The organism is Blastococcus sp. SYSU DS1021 (assembly GCF_054050995.1).
In genome coordinates, this window is sequence record NZ_JBJHAL010000016.1 from 70,099 (window position 1) to 87,064 (window position 16,966).

A 16,966-nucleotide genomic window follows, 5' to 3' on the forward strand; every position below is an offset into this window, starting at 1 on the left:
TCCGGTGCTCGGCCGGCGACCTCCCGGTCGCCCGTCCGCGCGGGAACGGTAACCGCCGTCGGCGGGCGCCGGGCGGCAGGGGAGCGTGACGCGCCGGGATGGACCGGTCCCGCTCAGCGGGCCGGTTGCGGCTCGGTCGCCCCGGGCGGCGCGAGCCCGGCCCCGACGGCGTTCCGGGTGGTCTTGGCCCGGTAGAGCTGCTCGTCCGCCCGGGACATCAGCTCGAGGGGGTAGGCGTCGTCGCCGGCCGCCGTCGCCACCCCGAGGGAGAGGCTGAGCTCCGCGGCGTCGAAGCCGGCGGGCTGCAGCAGCCGGGCCTCGCGCCGGAGCTGCTCGGCCAGCGCGGTCGCGCGCGCCTGGTCCGCCCCCGGCATGAGGACGGCGAGCTCGTCACCACCGAGCCGGGCGACCAGGTCCCCACCGCGCACGCGGGCCGACAGCAGCCCGGCGACCGCGCGCAGCGCGTCGTCCCCTCCGCCGTGCCCGTACCGGTCGTTGACCTCCTTGAAGTGGTCCAGGTCGACCAGCACCACGCTGAGCACGTCTCCCCGCTGGCGGGCGCGGGCGCACAGTTCCGCCAGCTCGGCGTCCCACCGGCGGCGGTTGGCCAGGCCGGTGAGAGGGTCCTCGTGGCTGAGCCGCTCCAGCTGGGCCAGCAGCACCCCGGTCCGCTGCTGCTCACGCTCCAGCCGGACCCGGGTGTGCAGCTCCCGGCTGTCCAGCGCGTAGCGCCGCAGGTGGGCGAGCACCGCGATCAGCGAGGCGCTGGCGAGGTAGACGGTCACCGCGAGCAGGTCTCCGGGCGACAGCCCGTCCTCGACGGTGACCGAAGCGAGCCCGAGGGCGGCCCAGGAGACGGCGACCAGCGCGACGGTCCAGCGCGGGCGGGCCACCAGGACGCAGCCGCTGCCGTAGATCGCGAGGGTGAAGCCGAGCAGGTGGTACCGGGGGTCGTCCGAGCGCGTGACCATCCAGGCGACCTCCGCCTGCACGACCGCCAGGACGAGGAACGTCAGAAGCTCGGGACGCCGGCGGCCCAGCGGGAGCCGCCACAGCGCGAGCAGGGCGAGCAGCATCGGGATCTCGCAGAGCAGCCGGACCGTGAGGAAGGTGCCGGCGCTGCTGCCCTCGGTCACCAGGTCGACCAGCGACCACAGGGGCACGACGACCACGGCCACCCAGCCGACGAGCAGCCCGGCGGTGCGAGCCCGTTCCGCACGCTCCTCGGCCAGTCCGGGGATCGCCCGCGCCAGCTGCGACGCCGACGCCACCCGGCGCCGTCCCGCCCCGCCCTCGGCACCGGCGGCGGACGCCGGCGAGGGCAGCACGTCGCCTCGGCGGAGCATGGCCACCAGGCGCTCGGTCAGGGAGAACGGCACTGTTCTGCGATCGGCACGGCGAGCCGTTTCCTGAACGGCTCGCACCCGGTTCACCCCCGCGGGTGAACCGGGCGGGGGCACCGTGTTCGGACGGCGGTCAGCCGCGGCGCGCGGTGAACCCGGCGACGAAGTCCCGGAGGCTGCGGGTGGGCCGCAGCCAGGCACCGTCCGGCGGGAGCGCGTCCAGGCGGACCCGGTCGAGGGGCTCGACGAACGCCCCCGGCACGTCCTCGATGTCGATGAACTCCAGCAGGTCCGAGCCGATCGCATAACCGGCCACCTCGCTGAAGGCGACGACGACGACCTGCGTCCCCTGGCGGGCGAGGTCCTCCAGCGGCTCGGCGAAGTTCCGGCCGTCACCGGAGAAGACCACCAGCCGCCGCAGCTGGTGGCTGTGCCGGCGGACGGCGATGTGGTCGAGCATGTCCTGGTCGATGTCGTCGTCCGGCTGGGTCTTCGGCCGGGCGAACACCGAGTAGCCGAATCCGCGCAGCGCCTCCACCCAGCGCTGCAGCGATCCCGGCTGCGGGGGGATGTTGGCGAAGACGCACGCCTCGACATCGGAGGAGTCCGGCGCACCCGGATCGCCGGCGCCCTCGACGAACCAGGCCGCGATCGCGTCGAACCGCGGCCGCGAGGCCGCCGTCGGGCGGGCACCGATCACCGTCGACAGGGTCATGTCGATGTTCGGGGCGTCCCAGATCAGCAGGTCCAGGGCGGGACGCGACCGGCCGTCGTCGACGGGGCCGGCCGGCTGCTCGGCGGGCGCGGGCACGGCCTCGGAGGTGTCCAGCACGGGGACAGTCTGCCCGGGCCCGGCGACGGGCGTCGCCGGGGGCGGCGCCTGGAGCGTTCCGGCGGGGGGTGGCGGACCGGCCGGCGCCGTCGCCCGGCGGCCGGGACGGCGGAGGTTCACCCGGGCGCGGGGACGGCGTGGCCGGCGATCGCCAGGGCGCACAGGTCCCCTCCGGCCTGCTGCACCTCGCGGACCCAGCCGGGCAGCCGGTCGGCGGGCATCGGGTGGCCCAGCAGCCAGCCCTGCGCCAGGTCGCAGCCGGCCTCGCGCACCATCCGCAGGTGCTCGGGGGTCTCGATCCCCTCGGCCACGGAGCTGATGCCCAGCGTGCGGGTGAGCCCGACGATGGCCGCGAGCACCGCACCGGTGTCGCCGGCCGCCACCCGCTCGGCGGCGGCGAGCAGCGAGCGGTCGATCTTGAGCGTGCCGATGGGGAGCGCGAACAGCTGGGCCAGGGAGGACCACCCGGTGCCGAAGTCGTCGATCGCCACGCGGACGCCGAAGCCGCGCAGCACCGACAGCTGGTCCTCCGCCCGCGTCGGGTCCTCGGCCACGCTGGTCTCGGTGAGCTCCAGCACCAGCTGGTCGGCCGGGAGGCCGGAGCTCTGCAGGGCCAGTCGCACGTCGCGCACCAGCGTCTCGGCGGAGAAGTGCCGGGCGCTGACGTTCACCGACATGCGCAGGGAGAGCCCCTCGGCGGCCCACTCCGCCGCCTTGCGGGTGGTCTCGCGGAGCAGCCAGCGGGTGATCGGGATGATCTGCCCGGTCTCCTCGGCCACGGACAGGAAGGTGTCCGGCGACAGCAGCCCGCGCTCGGGGTGCTGCCAGCGGACCAGCGCCTCGACGCCCTCGATCTGCCCGGTGTCCAGCCGGACGACGGGCTGGTAGTGCACCACCAGCTGGTCGATGGCGTCACCCCGCAGCCGGGTGGCCACCTCCAGCCGCCACCGGGCCGCCTCCCGCAACGCGGGGGAGAACAGGTGGACCCGGTCCCGCCCCGAGCTCTTGGCGGCGAACATCGCGGCGTCCGCATCGCTGAGCAGGTGGTGCGCGTCGCGGACCTCCTGCCGGGCCACCGCCACGCCGACGCTGGCGCTGAGCGGCACGGAGATCTCCCCGGCGAGGAAGGGCCGGCCGAACGCGGTCTGCAGCCGGAAGGCCAGGGCAGCGGCCTCCGAGGCGTCGCACCCGCGCGCCAGGACCACGAACTGGTCGGCGCCCAGGCGGGCCACGGCGTCGCCCGGGCGGAGCTGCTCGGAGAGCCGGCCGCCCACCTGGCGCAGCAGCTCGTCACCGATCTGGTGGCCCAGGGAGTCGTTGACGGTCTTGAAGGCGTCGAGGTCGATGACGAGCAGTGCGACTCCGGCCTGGTGGTCGGCGGCCAGCGCCTCGCCGGTGAGCTCGAGCAGCCTGGAGCGGTTGGGCAGCCCGGTGAGGTCGTCGTGCTGCGCCTTCCACAGCAGGTCCTGCCGGGCGCGCACCTGGTCGGTGACGTCGTTGTGGGTGATGACGACCCGGCCCTCGCGGTCGACCCGCGTCGCCTGCAGGTGGAACCAGGCGGCACCGCGCCGGGTCTGGCAGGAGTAGTCGTAGGAGAACGTGCGCCCGTCCGACCGCGCGGTGTCGGTCATCAGCGCCCGCAGCCCCTCGGCCAGCCCGGCGTGCTCCCGGGGAGCCAGTCCCCGGGTCATGATCGTAAGGTAGTCCTCGCCCTCCCGGCCCGGCCACGAGACCGCCGGGAGCAGCTCCTCGCTGCTGCGCACCCACGCCCCGTTGGTGGACAGGATCCGCCCGTCCGGCCCGATCAGGACGGTGGGCGAGGGCAGGGCCTCCAGCACCGCGGTGAGGCCGCGGATCTGGGCGTCGCGTTGCTGGTCGGTGCGGCGGCGGACGTCGATGTCGCGGAAGAGGACGGCGGCGCCGGCCGGATCGGGGAACATCCGGACCTCGTACCAGCGCCCCGTCGGCTCGTAGAAGAAGTGGAACTCCCGTGGCCGGCCGTCCGCGAGGAGCTGGCGGTACTGCTCCTCGGCGAGCGAGCCGCGCAGGGCCGGGAAGGCGTCGCGGGCGTCCTGGCCGAGCAGTTCGTCGGCCCGGCGCCCGAGGAGCCGCTCGGCCGCCTCGTTGAGGTAGGCGAAGCATCCCCGCGTGTCCAGGCGGTAGACCGCGTCGGGCACGCCGCTCAACGGGTCGGGCCGGATCCCGAGGGACCGGTCGTCGCCTGGTTGCACGCTGCCCGCTCTCGTCCAGTGGTCGTCCGGTCCGCTTCCGCAGACGCCGGGGACACGGACCGCTCGTGAAGAACACGGGCAGCACGTGAGCCGTCCCCGAGGGTAATAGCCCGGAGCCCGCCTCAGGGAGCCGCGACCTCGGATCGCCGGACGATCTCGGCGACGGCGGTGCCGGCGGGCAGGGTGCCGAGGACCGCGCCGGACTCTCCGCCCAGGCGAGAGGCGCAGAAGGCGTCCGCGACCGGGGCCGGTGCGTGGCGCAGCAGCAGCGAGCCCTGCAGGCAGAGCGCCAGCGACCCGGCGATCCGCCGGGCACGGAAGGGCAGCCCGTCCCGGTCACCCAGCTCGGCCGACAGCCGCTTGACCGCGTCGTCGTACCGGCGGTCCGCTCCCCGGGCCAGCTCCAGCTCCGCGGTGACGGCGGCCAGCGACTCCGAGGAGCGCCCCAGCGCCCGCAGGACGTCGAGGGCGATGACGTTGCCCGAGCCCTCCCAGATGGAGTTCAGCGGCGCCTGCCGGTAGAGGCGGGGCAACCCGGACTCCTCCACGTAGCCGTTGCCGCCCAGCACCTCCATCGCCTCCGCGACCACCCCCGGGGTGCGCTTGCACACCCAGTACTTGGCGACCGCCCCCGCCAGCCGCAGGAAGGCCGCCTCGCCGGCGTCCACCGCGGCGGCCAGCCGGATGGCCAGCGCCTTGGCGGGCTCGCTCTCGAGCGCGAGGTCGGCGAGCACGTTCTGCATCAGCGGCTGGTCGGCCAGCAGCGCGCCGAACGCGTGCCGGTGCCGGGCGTGGTGACCCGCCTGCGTCAGCGCCGCCCGGATCGTGGCCGCCGAGCCGAGCACGCAGTCCAGCCGGGTCATGTTGACCATCTCGATGATCGCCGGGACACCCCGCCCGGGCTCGCCGACCAGCCACCCGGTCGTCCCGTCGAACTCCACCTCGCTGGAGGCGTTGGCGCGGTCGCCCAGCTTGTCCTTGAGCCGCTGCAGCCGGAAGACGTTGGGGGTGCCGTCGGGGAGCACGCGGGGGACGAGGAAGCAGGAGACCCCTCCTCGAGCTGGGCGAGGACGAGGAACAGGTCGCTCATCGGCGCGCTGGTGAACCACTTGTGCCCGGTGAGCCGGTAGCTGCCGTCGGGCTGGGCGACGGCACCGTAATCCGGTCCGGCACGGGATCGTGCTCCCCGTTCCGCCGGCGAGCTGCTCGAGCGTGCAGGCGGCGGGCCGGCGGCGCGTACGGCGTCAGGCCGCCGGGCCGCCCAGCAGCAGCCGGCGGAGCAGGTGCAGCGCCATGGTGACGGAGCGTTCCCGCACGGTCGATCGGCCGCCCGGCAGCGCGAGGGAGCGCGCCTCCACCCCCTCGGGGCCGACGACGCACAGGTGGACCGTCCCGACGGGCTTGGTCTCCGTGCCACCTCCGGGGCCGGCGATGCCGGTGATGCCCACCCCGATGTCGGCGCCGAAGCGCCCGCGGGCTCCGTCGGCGAGGGCACGCGCCACCTGCGGGCTGACCGCGCCGTGCTCGGCCAGCAGCGCGCCGGGAACCCCGAGGAGCGCCTCCTTCGCCCCGTCGGCGTAGGCCGTCACCCCGCCCAGCACGGCGGCGGAGGCGCCGGGCCGCTCGGTGAGGCGGGCGACGAGCAGCCCGCCGGTGCAGGACTCCGCGGTGGCGATCGTCAGGCCCCGCTCGGTGAGCGCGGTGGCCACCAGCTCGTCGAGGGTGGGGCCGGTGGAGAACAGCGTGTCGGCGTAGCGCTCGCCCAGCCGGGCCGCGAACCGGTCGTAGGCCGGCTGCGCCGCGGCGGGGAAGCGGGTGACGATCTCCAGCTCCCCGTCCCGGAGGCACGTGGTGATCTCCAGGCCGCCGAGCTCGGGTTCGAGCTCGCGCAGCGTGGCGGCCAGCTGGGCCTCGAGCGTGCCCCACAGCCGCAGGGTCTCCTGCCGCAGCTCCGCGGCGCCCGCCAGCGCCGCCCGGGTCGGAGCCGCGGCGACGGCCGCGGGCCACATGCCCCGAAGCTCGCCCGGGGGTCCGGGCAGCACGACCACCGGCGGCCCGGTCCGGCCCGGCGCGGGCGGGACGACCAGGCCCGGCGCGGTTCCCACCGGCTCCAGCACGGTGGCCCCTTCGGGGACCAGGGCCTGCTTGCGCACCCCCGCCGCGGTGGACGCCGGGTCGGCGCGCCAGCCCCGGCGGGCCATCAGCCGCTCGACGATCCGGCCGATCCGCTGCTCCAGCGCGGCGTCCACCGCCGAGGCGCGGCCCTGGAAGCCACCCACCACCTGGGCGGTCAGGTCGTCGGCGGTGGGCCCCAGCCCGCCGGTGGTGATGAGCAGGTCGGCGCCGGTGCCGGCCAGGAAGGACAGCGCGGCCACGAGGTCCTCGGAGCGGTCGCCGACCACGACGACGTGCCCGACGTCGACGCCGAGCCGGCGCAGCTGCTCGGCCAGCCAGGGACCGTTGCGATCGGCCACCCGTCCGGTGAGCACCTCGGTCCCCGTGACGACGATCCCAGCGCGCGTGACCACGGATCGACCCTAGGCGCGGCGGACCGCTCCGGCAGGTGCGGCCCGTTCCCCCGGGTGGCGCGCGGACGGGCCGGCCGGGCGGCGCTAGCGTGCGGGACGACCGCACCGACCGGTGGTCCCGCCGGAGCCGACCTGGAGGCACCCGTGAGCACGCCGTCCGAACCGCAGTCCCCCACCGCGGGCACCGGTCCCGCCCAGTCGTCGACCCAGGAGATCCCGGTGGTCACGCCGGCGTCCGGCACGCCGACGACGGTGCAGCAGCTCCCGCCCCCCTCGGCTCCCGTCCACCCGCCCGCGGCGCCGAGCGGACCGCTCACCACGCCGACCGCCGCGTCGGCCGGGGAGGCCCAGCCCACCGGCCCGGTCGACTTCGTCCCCGGTCTGCCCGGCGTCGGCGCCCCGCCTCCCCCGGCGGCCGGCGCCGCCACCGAGCTCCCCCGTGCCCCCCGTGACCGGACGGCGCTCGTCGGCGCCGGGCTGGTGGCGCTGTCCCTGGTGCTGCTCCAGCTCGCCCTGTTCCTGCGCTTCGGCACGGAGCCGGCCTGGTCCGCCACCCCGCTGTGGTCGGCCTTCGCCACGGTCTGCGTCGTGCTGGGGCTGGCCGCGTTCGCGGGTCTGCTGCCCGTCGGCCGGCGGCTGGACCACCGGACCGGGTGGCGGGTGGCGGCCGGCGGTCTCGGCGGCCTGGCGGTCTTCTGGGTGCTGGTGGTGCTGCCCGACGCGGGCACCGACCGGGGTTTCCTGCACACGGCCGCGCTCGGCGCTCTCGGCGGGGCGCTGTGGCTGGCCGCGGGCCAGGAGCACCGGCCGACCGAGGACGCGGCGCCGGCCCGCGGCTGATCCGCTAGCCGCGGCCCCGGCCGTTGCCGCCCGCATTGCCGTTCCCGCTCGCGCTGCCGTTCCCGCCCGCGTTGCCGTTCCCGCCCGCATTGCCGTTCCCGCCCGCGTTGCCGTTCCCGCCCGCGTTGCCGTTGCCGCCCGCATTGCCGTTCCCGCCCGCGCTGCCGTTCCCGCCGGCCTCGGCGGGCGCGCCGTCGGCCCCGGCCCCGACCGGCACCGGGGCGGGGACCACGGGGCCCGGGTCGGCCGGTGCCGGGGCGGGCTGTGGCTCGGGGCCCGGCTCGGGTTCCGGTGGCGCGACCGCGTAGGTGACCGTGACGACGGTGCCCGGGGCGACCGCACCCACCGGCGCGAGGGCCAGCACGTGGTCAGGGGGGACGGCGGCGCTCTCCCGGCCGACGAGGTGGACGCCCAGGCCCGCGGCGGCCAGTTCCCCCTCCACCTCGACGACCGGCCGGCCGACGAAGTCGGCGGCGGCGAGCAGGACCGGCTCCGCGGCGTCGCTGGTACCCGTACCGGGATCCGCCGGGGCGTCACCCCACACCTGCAGGGCGGCGATGGCCAGGCCGGCGCCGAGCACCAGCGCGGTCAGAGGCGCGAGGAGGCGCCGCAGCGGCCGCGGTGCGACCGCCCGCGCGGCCAGGGGCCGCGTGCCGGACGGCGGCGCGACCGGCGGAGCGACCGGCGGCAGCGGCCGGCCGGCCCGCACGTCGTCGACGGCGTCCCGGAACGCGGCCCCGTCGGGGAACCGCTCGGCCGGGTCCTTCAGCAGCGCACGGTCGATGAGCGTGCGCACCGCGTCGGGCACGTCGGCGGGCAACGGGGGCGGCGGCTCCCGGAGCTGGCGCAGCGCGATCTGCACCGGGTTGTCGCCGTCGAAGGCGCGGTGCCCGGCCAGGCACTCGTACCCGATCATGCCCAGCGCGTAGACGTCGCTGGGCGGGCCGGCCTTGCTGCCACCGGCCTGCTCCGGGGAGAGGTAGTGGGCGGTGCCGACCACCTGCCCGGTCTGGGTGAGCGGTGCGCTGGCCGCGGACCAGGCGATGCCGAAGTCGGTGATCCGCACGATCCCGTCGGCACCGACCAGCACGTTGCCCGGTTTGACGTCCCGGTGCACCAGGCCTGCCGCGTGCGCCGCGGCCAGGCCGGCCGCCGCCTGGCGCAGCACGTCGAGCGTGCGGTCGACCGCGAGCCGTCCCTCCCGCTCGAGCACCGCGGCCAGCGACTCGCCCTCGACCAGTTCCATGACGAGGAAGGCCAGGGCCTCGCCGTCGGTGTCGGTGGACTCCCCGTAGTCGAACAGGGCCGCGACGTTGCGGTGGGTCAGCAGGGCGCTGTGCCGGGCCTCCGCGCGAAACCGGGCCAGGAACGTGGGGTCGCCGGTGTACTCGCTGCGCAGCACCTTCACCGCCACGGGCCGGTCGAGGACGACGTCCCGCCCGCGCCAGACCTGACCCATGCCGCCGGTCGCGAGCAGCGAGAGCAGCTCGTAGCGGCCACCGAGGAGGCGCGGGGACAGCGGCCGCTGCCGCGGGGTCACGGTTCCGGGGACGGGCTCGTCGAGGTGGGGGTGGGGGACCCGCTCGTCTGGCTGGGCGACGACGTCGTGGGCGTCGTCGTCGTCGGCGTCGGCGTCTGCGTCGTCGTCGGCGTGGTGCTCGTCTCCTCCGGCTGCCCGGTGGTCGTGGTGGGCGACGCCGGGAGCGGAGGCGTCGTCGTCACCGTCGGCGCCGAGGTGCTGGCCGGAGGTGTCGTCGGCTCCGTGCGCGACGTGCTCGGCGGGACGACGCGGTCGACGGCGGCGCCGGTCACCACCGGCTCGCGCGGCCGCTCGCCCTGCTCCGGGGCGGTGGCGTACCGCACGACCACCTGGTCGCCGGCACGGAGCGGGCGGCCGGCGGGCTCCACGCCGGTCACCCGGCCCGCGCGGACGTCGTCGCGCGTCTCGGCTCGGACGGTGACCGTCAGCCCGAGGTCGGCCAGCCGCTCGGCGACCTCGCCCACCGGCCGGCCCAGGTAGTCCTCCAGGGCCAGCACGATGCTGCCGGCGATGCGCTCCTCGGCCGCCGCGGCCGTGCTCGGCGAGCTGCCCTGGGTCAGCGTCTGCAGCAGGGTGGCGGTGATCCCCGCGCCGGCCAGCAGCCCGATGAGCGGCAGCAGCACGACCGCCAGCCGGCCGCGCCGCCGCGCCACCGGCGGGCGGGTGGCCCGCGGGCCGGTGGTCGACGCCCCGGCGCGGCGAGCCGGCGCCGCCCGGCGACGTCGCGGCACCACGCCGACCTCGACCGTGCCCGGGTCCGGTTGCCGACCGGCGCGGACCTCGGCGACGGCCGCGGCGAAGCTGGCGCCGTCGGGGAAGCGCGCCTCGGGATCCTTGACCAGCGCCCGGCCGATCAGCGTCCGGACGCCGGGGGGCAGCGCCCCGGACAGGGGCTCCGGCTCCTGCTGCACCTGCTTGAGGGCGATCGTGACGGCGTTGTCGCCGTCGAAGGCCGGGTGCCCGGTCAGGCACTCGTAACCGATCAGACCGAGGGCGTAGACGTCGCTGGCCGGGGTCGCGTGCCGGCCCTCGGCCTGCTCGGGGGAGAGGTACTGCGGCGTGCCGATGACCTGCCCGGTGCGGGTCAGCGCGACGCTGCGCGCGGACCAGGCGATGCCGAAGTCGGTGATCTTCACCGTCCCGTCCGGGCGGACGAGGATGTTGCCGGGCTTGACGTCACGGTGCACGAGGCCACGACGGTGCGCCTCCGCCAGCGCCGCCGCGGTCTGCCCGAGCAGTGACAGCGTCGTCTCGGCGTCCAGCGCGCCCTCCCGGCGCAGCAACGCCGAGAGCGGCTCCCCCTCCACCAGCTCCATCACCAGGTAGGCGAGGGTCTCCCCCGATCCGTCCCGGGCGGTCTCCTCGCCGTAGTCGAAGACGGCGGCGATGTTGGGGTGGTTCAGCGCGGCGGCGTGCTGGGCCTCCGCGCGGAACCGGGCGACGAAGGTGGGGTCGCCGGTGTACTCGCTGCGCAGGACCTTCACGGCGACCGGGCGGTGCAGGGCGACGTCGAGCCCCCGCCAGACCTGGCCCATCCCACCGGTGGCGATCAGCTGCTGCAGTTCGTAGCGGTCACCCAGGCACCGGCGTCCTGGTTCCACCACGGGGGTCACTCCTCGTCCGTCCGGCCCGTGCGCACGGGCCGTGGCGTCGCCGCACGGGGCCGGCGCGCCGCCCGCGCCCGCCTGTCCGCTCCACGACCCGCCTGGCGCGTCGCGGAACGCGCATCATCGTCCACCACCCGACCCGCGGCGCCGCATCCGCCCCTCCCACACCACCCGTCTCGTCGGCGCGCCGGTTGCGTGGCGTGCACGAGGCACCACGCATCCCCCGGCGCCGGGTCCGGGCCGGGGGACTGCCTCCCGCTGCCCGCGGCCTGGCAAGGTGACCGGCGACAGGGCCGCGCCGCGGCCGACCGCGAACCGGAAGGCGGGCGACGATGTCCGACACCGTGACCCGGGAGGACGCCGACGGCGTCGCCACCCTCACCTTGCTCCGCCCGGGGCTGACCCACGCCTCCCGCCGCGACCTCCTGGCCGCTGTGCAGGACGTCGCGGCGGACGACTCGGTGCGCGCCGTGCTGCTCACCGGCACGGGACGGGCGTTCTGCGTCGGGCAGGACCTCGGGGAGCACCTCGCGGAGATGCAGGGGGGCGCCGAGGCGCCGCTGTCGGTGGTGGAGCGGGAGTACAACCCGCTGGTGCTGGCGCTGGCCGGCCTGCGCGTGCCCGTCGTCGTCGGGATCAACGGCGCCTGCGCCGGGGCGGGCCTGGGCCTGGCCCTCGCCGGCGACCTCCGGGTGGCCGCTGCCGGCGCCAAGTTCACCACCGCGTTCACGGGGATCGGGCTGTCCAGCGACTCGGCGCTGGCGGCGCGGCTGGTGCACAGCGTGGGCGGCTCGCGCGCCGCGGAGCTGCTGCTGCTGCCGGAGCCGTTCCTGGCCGAGAGCGCCGCGGAGTGGGGGCTGGTGCACCGCGTCGTCGCACCGGAGCAGGTGCTGCCGGAGGCCCAGCAGCTGGCGGCCCGGCTGGCCGCCGGCCCGACCGCGGCCTACCGCGCGGTGAAGACGGTGCTGGCCACCGCCGCCACCGACTCGCTGGAGGAGACGCTGGCCCTGGAGGGGCGGCTGCAGAACGAGGTGGGGCAGTCCGCCGACCACCGCGAGGCCGTCGAGGCGTTCCTGGCCAAGCGGGCGCCGCGGTTCACCGGCCGCTGAGGCGGCCGGCCCGCGGGAGGAGTGCACCTGCCGCCGGGCGGGCGGGCCGGGCCGGCGGCAGGGCGTCAGGGGGCCGCCGTTCCCGGCGACGGGGTCACCGGGCGAGCGTGGCGCAGGCGGGGCAGACGTCGGAGGCCCGCAGCGGCCACTGCTGCTCGGGGGTGACCCGGGCCAGCGAGCCGCAGACGGTGAGCTCGCAGGCGCTGTCGACCTCGGCCGGCGGCCGGTGCAGCTCCACGGCGTGCCACAGCGCGGCGGTGGGACCGTGCGCGCGGCTGCGGGCGGCGGCGAACGCGGTGGTCGTCAGCATCATGCTGAGGAGGTCGGCAGGTGCGCGGGCGCGGGCGACGGGTGCGGCGCGGTTCCTCACCCCGAAGGGTGAGCCGCAGGAGCCGGGTGCAGGATCAGGTCATGGAGCTCACCAAGCACGGGCATGCCTGCGTGGTCCTCTCCGACGGCGACCGGCGGCTGGTCATCGACCCGGGTGCCTTCACCGACCCGGTCGCCCTCGACGGTGCGACGGCGGTGCTGGTCACCCACGAGCACCCCGATCACTTCGTCGCCGACAGGCTGCGGGCGGCCTTGGACGCCACCCCGTCGCTCGAGGTGTGGACCAACCGGGCGGTGGCGGCCGCGCTCGAGGGCGCCGGCGACCGCGTGCACGTGGTCGGGGCCGGCGACGCGGTCACGGTCGCCGGGTTCGAGGTGCAGGTGCACGGCGAGCTGCACGCCGAGATCCACCCGGACCTGCCCCGGGTGGCCAATGTCGGATTCCTCGTCGACGGGCAGGTCTTCCACCCCGGCGATGCCTTCACCGTGCCGGGCACGCCCGTCCCCACGCTGCTCCTGCCGCTGCACGCGCCCTGGTCGCGCACGGCCGAGGTGATCGACTACCTGCGGGAGGTGCGGGCCGACCAGGCCTACGCCGTGCACGACGGGCTGCTCAACGACACCGGGATCGGTGTGGTGAGCGGGCTGCTCGGGGAGCGGGGTCCGGGGACCCCCACGCCGGTCGCCCGGCTGACCCCCGGGGAGACGGTCGAGGTCTGAACCCGACCGCCTCCGCCGGGGACGGCGGTCAGGTCAGCGGACGGCGCGGTCGTTGCGCCCGGTGAGCGTGGACGCCGCCACCACCAGCACCGCCGCCAGGACGATGGAGATGATCCACCGCAGCCAGTCGATGCCGGCGGTGTCCTCGACGCCCAGCAGACCGCTCACCCAGTAGCCGAGGAGCACACCGCCGACGCCGCACAGCAGCGTGAGCCAGATGGGCGTGTTGTCCCGGGTGCTGGGGGCGACGAACTTCCCCAGCAGGCCGATGATGAGCCCGGCGATGATCAGACCGATGATTTCCACAGCAAGCTCCTCAGTTCGCTCGACCGGCGAGCACGGTTCTCCCGGCACGGTGCCGAGCGTGCCGCCGGTGCACGACAAGGCCCTGTACCCCGGTTGATCACGACGATGCGTGATTCCCCCGAACGAGCGGCACGGCTTCCCCGGTCAGGAGCCCGCGGCCGCCTGAGCCACGTGCGCGGGCACCTTGGCCAGCTCGGCGTCGACCGTCCGCTGCACCAGCCGGCGCACGGCGGTGCGGGTCAGCCGGCGGACCAGCCGGCTGCCCCCGGTGGGCTCGTGACCGATCGTGATCGAGACATGCGTGCCGCCGGCGGCGGTGTCGGAGAGCTCGATCTCCGTCGTCCACGTCTCCGGGGTGAGCTCCAGGCGCGTGGTCACCCGCCGGAGCGGCTCCCACGCGACGATCTCCCCGCGTGGCGCGCCCGATCGCGGAGCGCCGCCGTCGAGCTGCCCGGGCGAGCAGACGAACGTCGTGCCGACCCCGGGGGACCCGGTGCCGGCGAGCACGTAGGAGACGTCGCAGACGGCGCAGTAGGGCTCCAGCACCGCCAGCGCGCGCCAGACCTCCGCGCGAGGCTGCGGCACCTCCCGGGTGCCCGTCGCGGTCGTCGGCACGTCAGCGGCCGCCCACGGAGACCTCGAACTCGACCTGGCTGACGTCGGGTCGCAGTCGGGAGAAGCTGTGCACCTGCGGGCGCCCCTCGCCGTCCCGCACGGTGGTCCGGACGACCAGCAGCGGGGAGCCGGCGACCACGCCGAGCGCCTCGGCCTCGTCGGGGGCGGCGGTGCCGACGTCCACGACGATGCGGGCGTGGGCGAGGTCGGCCGCGTACTCCCGGCGCAGGTAGTCGTAGAGGGAGCCCTCGCTGAAGTCGGCGTCCACCGCGCCGGGGTACGCGGCGGCCGGCAGGAAGCTGTGCGCGACGTGGTTGGGCGTGCCGTCGACGCTGCGCAGCCGCACCAGCTCCACCACCTCCGACCCCGGCTCCAGCTTCAGCTCGGTCGCCACGGGGGCGGGCACCGGCACGACCCGCTGGACGAGCACCGTCGTGCCGACCTGCGCGCCCTGCTCGGTCATGACCGAGTTGAAGCCCGCGATGCGGTGCACGAAGCTCTCGCGGTACTCGTGCCGGATGGCCGGGCGGGTCACGTAGGTGCCCCGGCCCTGCTCCCGCACGAGGTGGCCGTCGGCCACGAGCCCGTCGACCGCGCGCCGCAGCGTGATGCGGCTGACGCCGTACTCGGCGCAGAGGACCGGCTCGGGGGGCAGCAGCGTGAGCTCGGGCAGCGCGGCGACCCGGCGGCGCAGGTGCTCGCGGACCGACAGGTACTTGGGACCTGCTACGGGGCTGACCACGGGACAAAGGTACTGCCCGAGGAGACGTCTGGTCGTCATGTCGTATGAGACGTCACATCGATCGTGTCGTGGCGTGCGTCACGTGGCCCACCGGGATGTCGCCCGGTACGGCGGCTGGCAGCCACCCGGGTGACCGGTCGATGATCACCGTGTGACGGACTCACCCGACTGGCGCAGGCGCAGGTGGGGGGCCACCCACCTGCGCATCTACGAGATGGCGCTGCGACTGTTCGAGGACGAGGGCTACGACCAGGTGCCGATCGCCCGCATCGCGTCCGCCGCCGGCGTGTCGGTGCCCACCTTCTACGCGCACTACCCGAGCAAGGAGCACCTGATCATGGCCCTCCTCGCGCCGCACCAGGTGGCCGAGCTCATCGCCGCCCAGCCGGCCGACCAGCCGCTGGGCGCGCGGATCCGACAGGCGGCGGTGAACTCGCTGACCAGCTTCGACGACGGGGAGCGGGCCCAGCTGCTCGCGCGCTGGCGGATCATCGCCGGCAGCCCCGCGCTGCGGTACCGGGCCGGGGAGTTCGACCGGATGACGGCCACGATGGTCGCCGAGGCCAGCGCCGGCGATCAGCCCGTCCGGTCGTCGGACCTGGTGATCGCCAGTGCCCACCTCGCCGCGTTCACCACCGGGATGCTCGTGTGGGCCGACAGCGACGGGGAGCGGGAACTCGGGGGGTGCCTGACCGAGGCCTTCGACGCCCTCTCCAGGGCCTGACCCCGTCCGGCATGGGTCGAGCCGCTGCACCGGACGTTCCGCCGCGTCACGGCGCGGCTGGACACCCGACGGCGCGGCTCGACATGCCCGCCGCACCCACCGAACCGGGGGCTCGGCGCCGGCTCAGCGACCCGGCGCCCGCAGCTCCACGACCGTGACCTCCGGCCGGGCGCCGATGCGCATCGGCGGGCCCCAGTAGCCCGCCCCCGAGGAGACGTACAGCTGGGTGTCGCCGTGCCGGGACCAGCCCTCCACGGAGGGCTGGTCGAGCCGCACGGCGTAGTCGAACGGCCAGAGCTGCCCGCCGTGGGTGTGCCCGGACAGCTGCAGGTCGACGCCGGCCGCGGCCGCCTGCTCCACCATCACCGGTTGGTGCGCGAGCAGGACCACCGGGGTGGCGTCGTCGCGCCCGTCCAGCGCGGCGTCCAGGTCGGCGCCGTGGCCGGGCAGGCCCGAGACCGCCGCGGTCCGGTCGTCGATCCCGGCGAGGTCGAAGGACGCGGCGCCGCGGCGGATCGCCACCCGCTCGTTGCGCAGCACGTCCACGCCCAGGGTCGGCAGGTGCCGCATCCAGGCCCGGGTGTCGACGAAGTACTCGTGGTTCCCGGTGACGAAGTAGACGCCCTGCTCGCTGACCAGGTCCGCCAGCGGGGCCACGTCCTCCCGCAGCTCGTCGACGTCGCCGTCGACCAGGTCGCCGACGATGGCCACCACGTCCGGCCGCTGCTCGTTGACCAGCTCCACGACCCGTTCGAACCGCCGTCCGCCGTAGGTGGCCGACAGGTGGCCGTCGGAGAAGGTGACGATCCGCAGCCCGTCCAGCGCCGGGTCCAGCCCCCGCAGGGTGACCGGCACCCGCCGCACCACCGGCGCGGAGTTGGCGAACCAGGCGCCCGTGCCGGCGGTGCCCAGGGCGACCGCTCCGGCGGTCACCGCGAGGCCGCGGGCCAGGAAGAGCCGCCGCCCCATGCCGTCGGCAGGGGCGTCGGCAGGGGCGTCGGCCGGAGCATCGGCGGGGGCGTCGGCGAGGAGGTCGCCGTCCGCCCGGACGGCGCCGCGGCCAGGTGGCGTCCCCCTGTCGGACGGAGCCGCTGCGTCGTCCCTCCGCGGAGCGCTCCACGCCCCACTCGGGACGACCTGGCGCACAACTCCCCCGCTACGCCTGCTGATCAGCGCGTTCCCGACCAGCCGCACCGGTTCGAGGACGAGCAGCGCGAGCACGGCGTAGAGGGCGATGCCGAGCCAGCTGTAGCCGATCCAGCTCAGCGGGGTGCCGGCGTCCAGCGGCAGCACGCCGCGCGACAGCAACGCCGCCACCGGCGACACCGCCAGGAGGACGGTGAGCAGGGTGAGCCGGCGGCGCAGGCGGCCGGGCTCGGTGGTGCTCCGGACCAGCCGGAGCCACAGGTAGGCGTGCAGCAACCCCACGGCCAGCAGGACGACCGTCCCGAAGCCCAGCAGACCGATGAGGGACAGGGCGGACCTCCGGCGGGATCGGG

16 protein-coding genes are annotated in these 16,966 nt (G+C 76.0%); 4 read left to right on the plus strand and 12 right to left on the minus strand.

Annotation, left to right across the window (positions count from 1 at the left end; genetic code table 11):
• Positions 1-113: 113 nt before the first annotated feature.
• From ACI8AP_RS13370 to ACI8AP_RS13390, 5 genes are all read right to left on the minus strand, one after another.
• Positions 114-1,379: a diguanylate cyclase gene (locus ACI8AP_RS13370; RefSeq protein WP_456589841.1), complete on the minus strand. Its 1,266-nt coding sequence runs from the start codon at positions 1,377-1,379 to the stop codon at positions 114-116.
• Positions 1,380-1,476: 97 nt separating this feature from the next.
• Positions 1,477-2,175, minus strand: a complete 699-nt coding sequence (locus ACI8AP_RS13375) for an NYN domain-containing protein (protein WP_456589842.1) — start codon at positions 2,173-2,175, stop codon at positions 1,477-1,479.
• A 116-nt stretch (positions 2,176-2,291) separates the two neighbouring features.
• Positions 2,292-4,406, minus strand: coding sequence for a putative bifunctional diguanylate cyclase/phosphodiesterase (locus ACI8AP_RS13380; RefSeq protein ID WP_456589843.1), 2,115 nt, complete (start codon positions 4,404-4,406; stop codon positions 2,292-2,294).
• A 122-nt stretch (positions 4,407-4,528) separates the two neighbouring features.
• Complete coding sequence (locus tag ACI8AP_RS13385) at positions 4,529-5,431, minus strand: acyl-CoA dehydrogenase family protein (protein ID WP_456589844.1); 903 nt, start codon at positions 5,429-5,431, stop codon at positions 4,529-4,531.
• Positions 5,432-5,650: 219 nt separating this feature from the next.
• Positions 5,651-6,934, minus strand: coding sequence for a competence/damage-inducible protein A (locus ACI8AP_RS13390; RefSeq protein ID WP_456589845.1), 1,284 nt, complete (start codon positions 6,932-6,934; stop codon positions 5,651-5,653).
• A 144-nt stretch (positions 6,935-7,078) separates the two neighbouring features.
• Between ACI8AP_RS13390 and ACI8AP_RS13395 the strand changes: the two genes are divergently transcribed.
• Positions 7,079-7,774 (plus strand): hypothetical protein, encoded by a 696-nt coding sequence (locus ACI8AP_RS13395; protein ID WP_456589846.1) that lies wholly within the window; start codon positions 7,079-7,081, stop codon positions 7,772-7,774.
• Positions 7,775-7,778: 4 nt separating this feature from the next.
• Here the strand turns inward: ACI8AP_RS13395 and ACI8AP_RS13400 are convergent, their stop codons facing one another.
• Together ACI8AP_RS13400 and ACI8AP_RS13405 are read right to left on the minus strand one after the other, a co-directional pair.
• Positions 7,779-9,314 (minus strand): protein kinase domain-containing protein, encoded by a 1,536-nt coding sequence (locus tag ACI8AP_RS13400; protein WP_456589847.1) that lies wholly within the window; start codon positions 9,312-9,314, stop codon positions 7,779-7,781.
• Positions 9,311-10,918 carry a protein kinase domain-containing protein gene (locus ACI8AP_RS13405; RefSeq protein ID WP_456589848.1) on the minus strand — a complete coding sequence of 536 codons (1,608 nt, stop codon included), beginning with the start codon at positions 10,916-10,918 and terminating at the stop codon, positions 9,311-9,313. Before ACI8AP_RS13405 ends, ACI8AP_RS13400 begins: the two co-directional genes overlap by 4 nt.
• Positions 10,919-11,253: 335 nt before the next feature.
• Here ACI8AP_RS13405 and ACI8AP_RS13410 point away from each other — a divergent pair, with 335 nt between their 5' ends.
• Positions 11,254-12,030, plus strand: coding sequence for an enoyl-CoA hydratase-related protein (locus ACI8AP_RS13410; protein WP_456589849.1), 777 nt, complete (start codon positions 11,254-11,256; stop codon positions 12,028-12,030).
• A 94-nt stretch (positions 12,031-12,124) separates the two neighbouring features.
• Here ACI8AP_RS13410 and ACI8AP_RS13415 read toward each other — a convergent pair whose 3' ends face one another.
• Positions 12,125-12,343 carry a hypothetical protein gene (locus ACI8AP_RS13415; protein WP_456589850.1) on the minus strand — a complete coding sequence of 73 codons (219 nt, stop codon included), beginning with the start codon at positions 12,341-12,343 and terminating at the stop codon, positions 12,125-12,127.
• 83 nt (positions 12,344-12,426) lie between these two features.
• Here ACI8AP_RS13415 and ACI8AP_RS13420 point away from each other — a divergent pair, with 83 nt between their 5' ends.
• Positions 12,427-13,080: an MBL fold metallo-hydrolase gene (locus tag ACI8AP_RS13420; protein WP_456589851.1), complete on the plus strand. Its 654-nt coding sequence runs from the start codon at positions 12,427-12,429 to the stop codon at positions 13,078-13,080.
• Positions 13,081-13,113: 33 nt separating this feature from the next.
• On the opposite strand, the gene ACI8AP_RS13425 is transcribed toward ACI8AP_RS13420, so the two are convergent.
• From ACI8AP_RS13425 to ACI8AP_RS13435, 3 genes are all read right to left on the minus strand, one after another.
• Positions 13,114-13,386 (minus strand): GlsB/YeaQ/YmgE family stress response membrane protein, encoded by a 273-nt coding sequence (locus tag ACI8AP_RS13425; RefSeq protein WP_347058774.1) that lies wholly within the window; start codon positions 13,384-13,386, stop codon positions 13,114-13,116.
• Between the two features lie 144 nt (positions 13,387-13,530).
• Positions 13,531-14,001 carry an SRPBCC family protein gene (locus tag ACI8AP_RS13430; protein ID WP_456589852.1) on the minus strand — a complete coding sequence of 157 codons (471 nt, stop codon included), beginning with the start codon at positions 13,999-14,001 and terminating at the stop codon, positions 13,531-13,533.
• A 1-nt stretch (position 14,002) separates the two neighbouring features.
• On the minus strand, positions 14,003-14,743 hold the full coding sequence (locus ACI8AP_RS13435) for a GntR family transcriptional regulator (RefSeq protein WP_456589853.1): 741 nt from the start codon (positions 14,741-14,743) through the stop codon (positions 14,003-14,005).
• Positions 14,744-14,894: 151 nt separating this feature from the next.
• Between ACI8AP_RS13435 and ACI8AP_RS13440 the strand changes: the two genes are divergently transcribed.
• The gene (locus ACI8AP_RS13440; RefSeq protein WP_456589854.1) at positions 14,895-15,467 is read left to right on the plus strand and encodes a TetR/AcrR family transcriptional regulator; all 573 of its coding nucleotides are present in this window, start codon (positions 14,895-14,897) and stop codon (positions 15,465-15,467) included.
• Between the two features lie 123 nt (positions 15,468-15,590).
• On the opposite strand, the gene ACI8AP_RS13445 is transcribed toward ACI8AP_RS13440, so the two are convergent.
• On the minus strand, positions 15,591-16,895 hold the full coding sequence (locus tag ACI8AP_RS13445) for a metallophosphoesterase (RefSeq protein WP_456589855.1): 1,305 nt from the start codon (positions 16,893-16,895) through the stop codon (positions 15,591-15,593).
• Positions 16,896-16,966: the final 71 nt, after the last annotated feature.

Bases quoted from the DNA above. Each gene is read 5' to 3' on its own strand.
- ACI8AP_RS13410 (WP_456589849.1), top strand. From the start codon at position 11,254: ATGTCCGACACCGTGACCCGGGAGGACGCCGACGGCGTCGCCACCCTC.
- ACI8AP_RS13415 (WP_456589850.1), bottom strand. From the start codon at position 12,343: ATGATGCTGACGACCACCGCGTTCGCCGCCGCCCGCAGCCGCGCGCAC.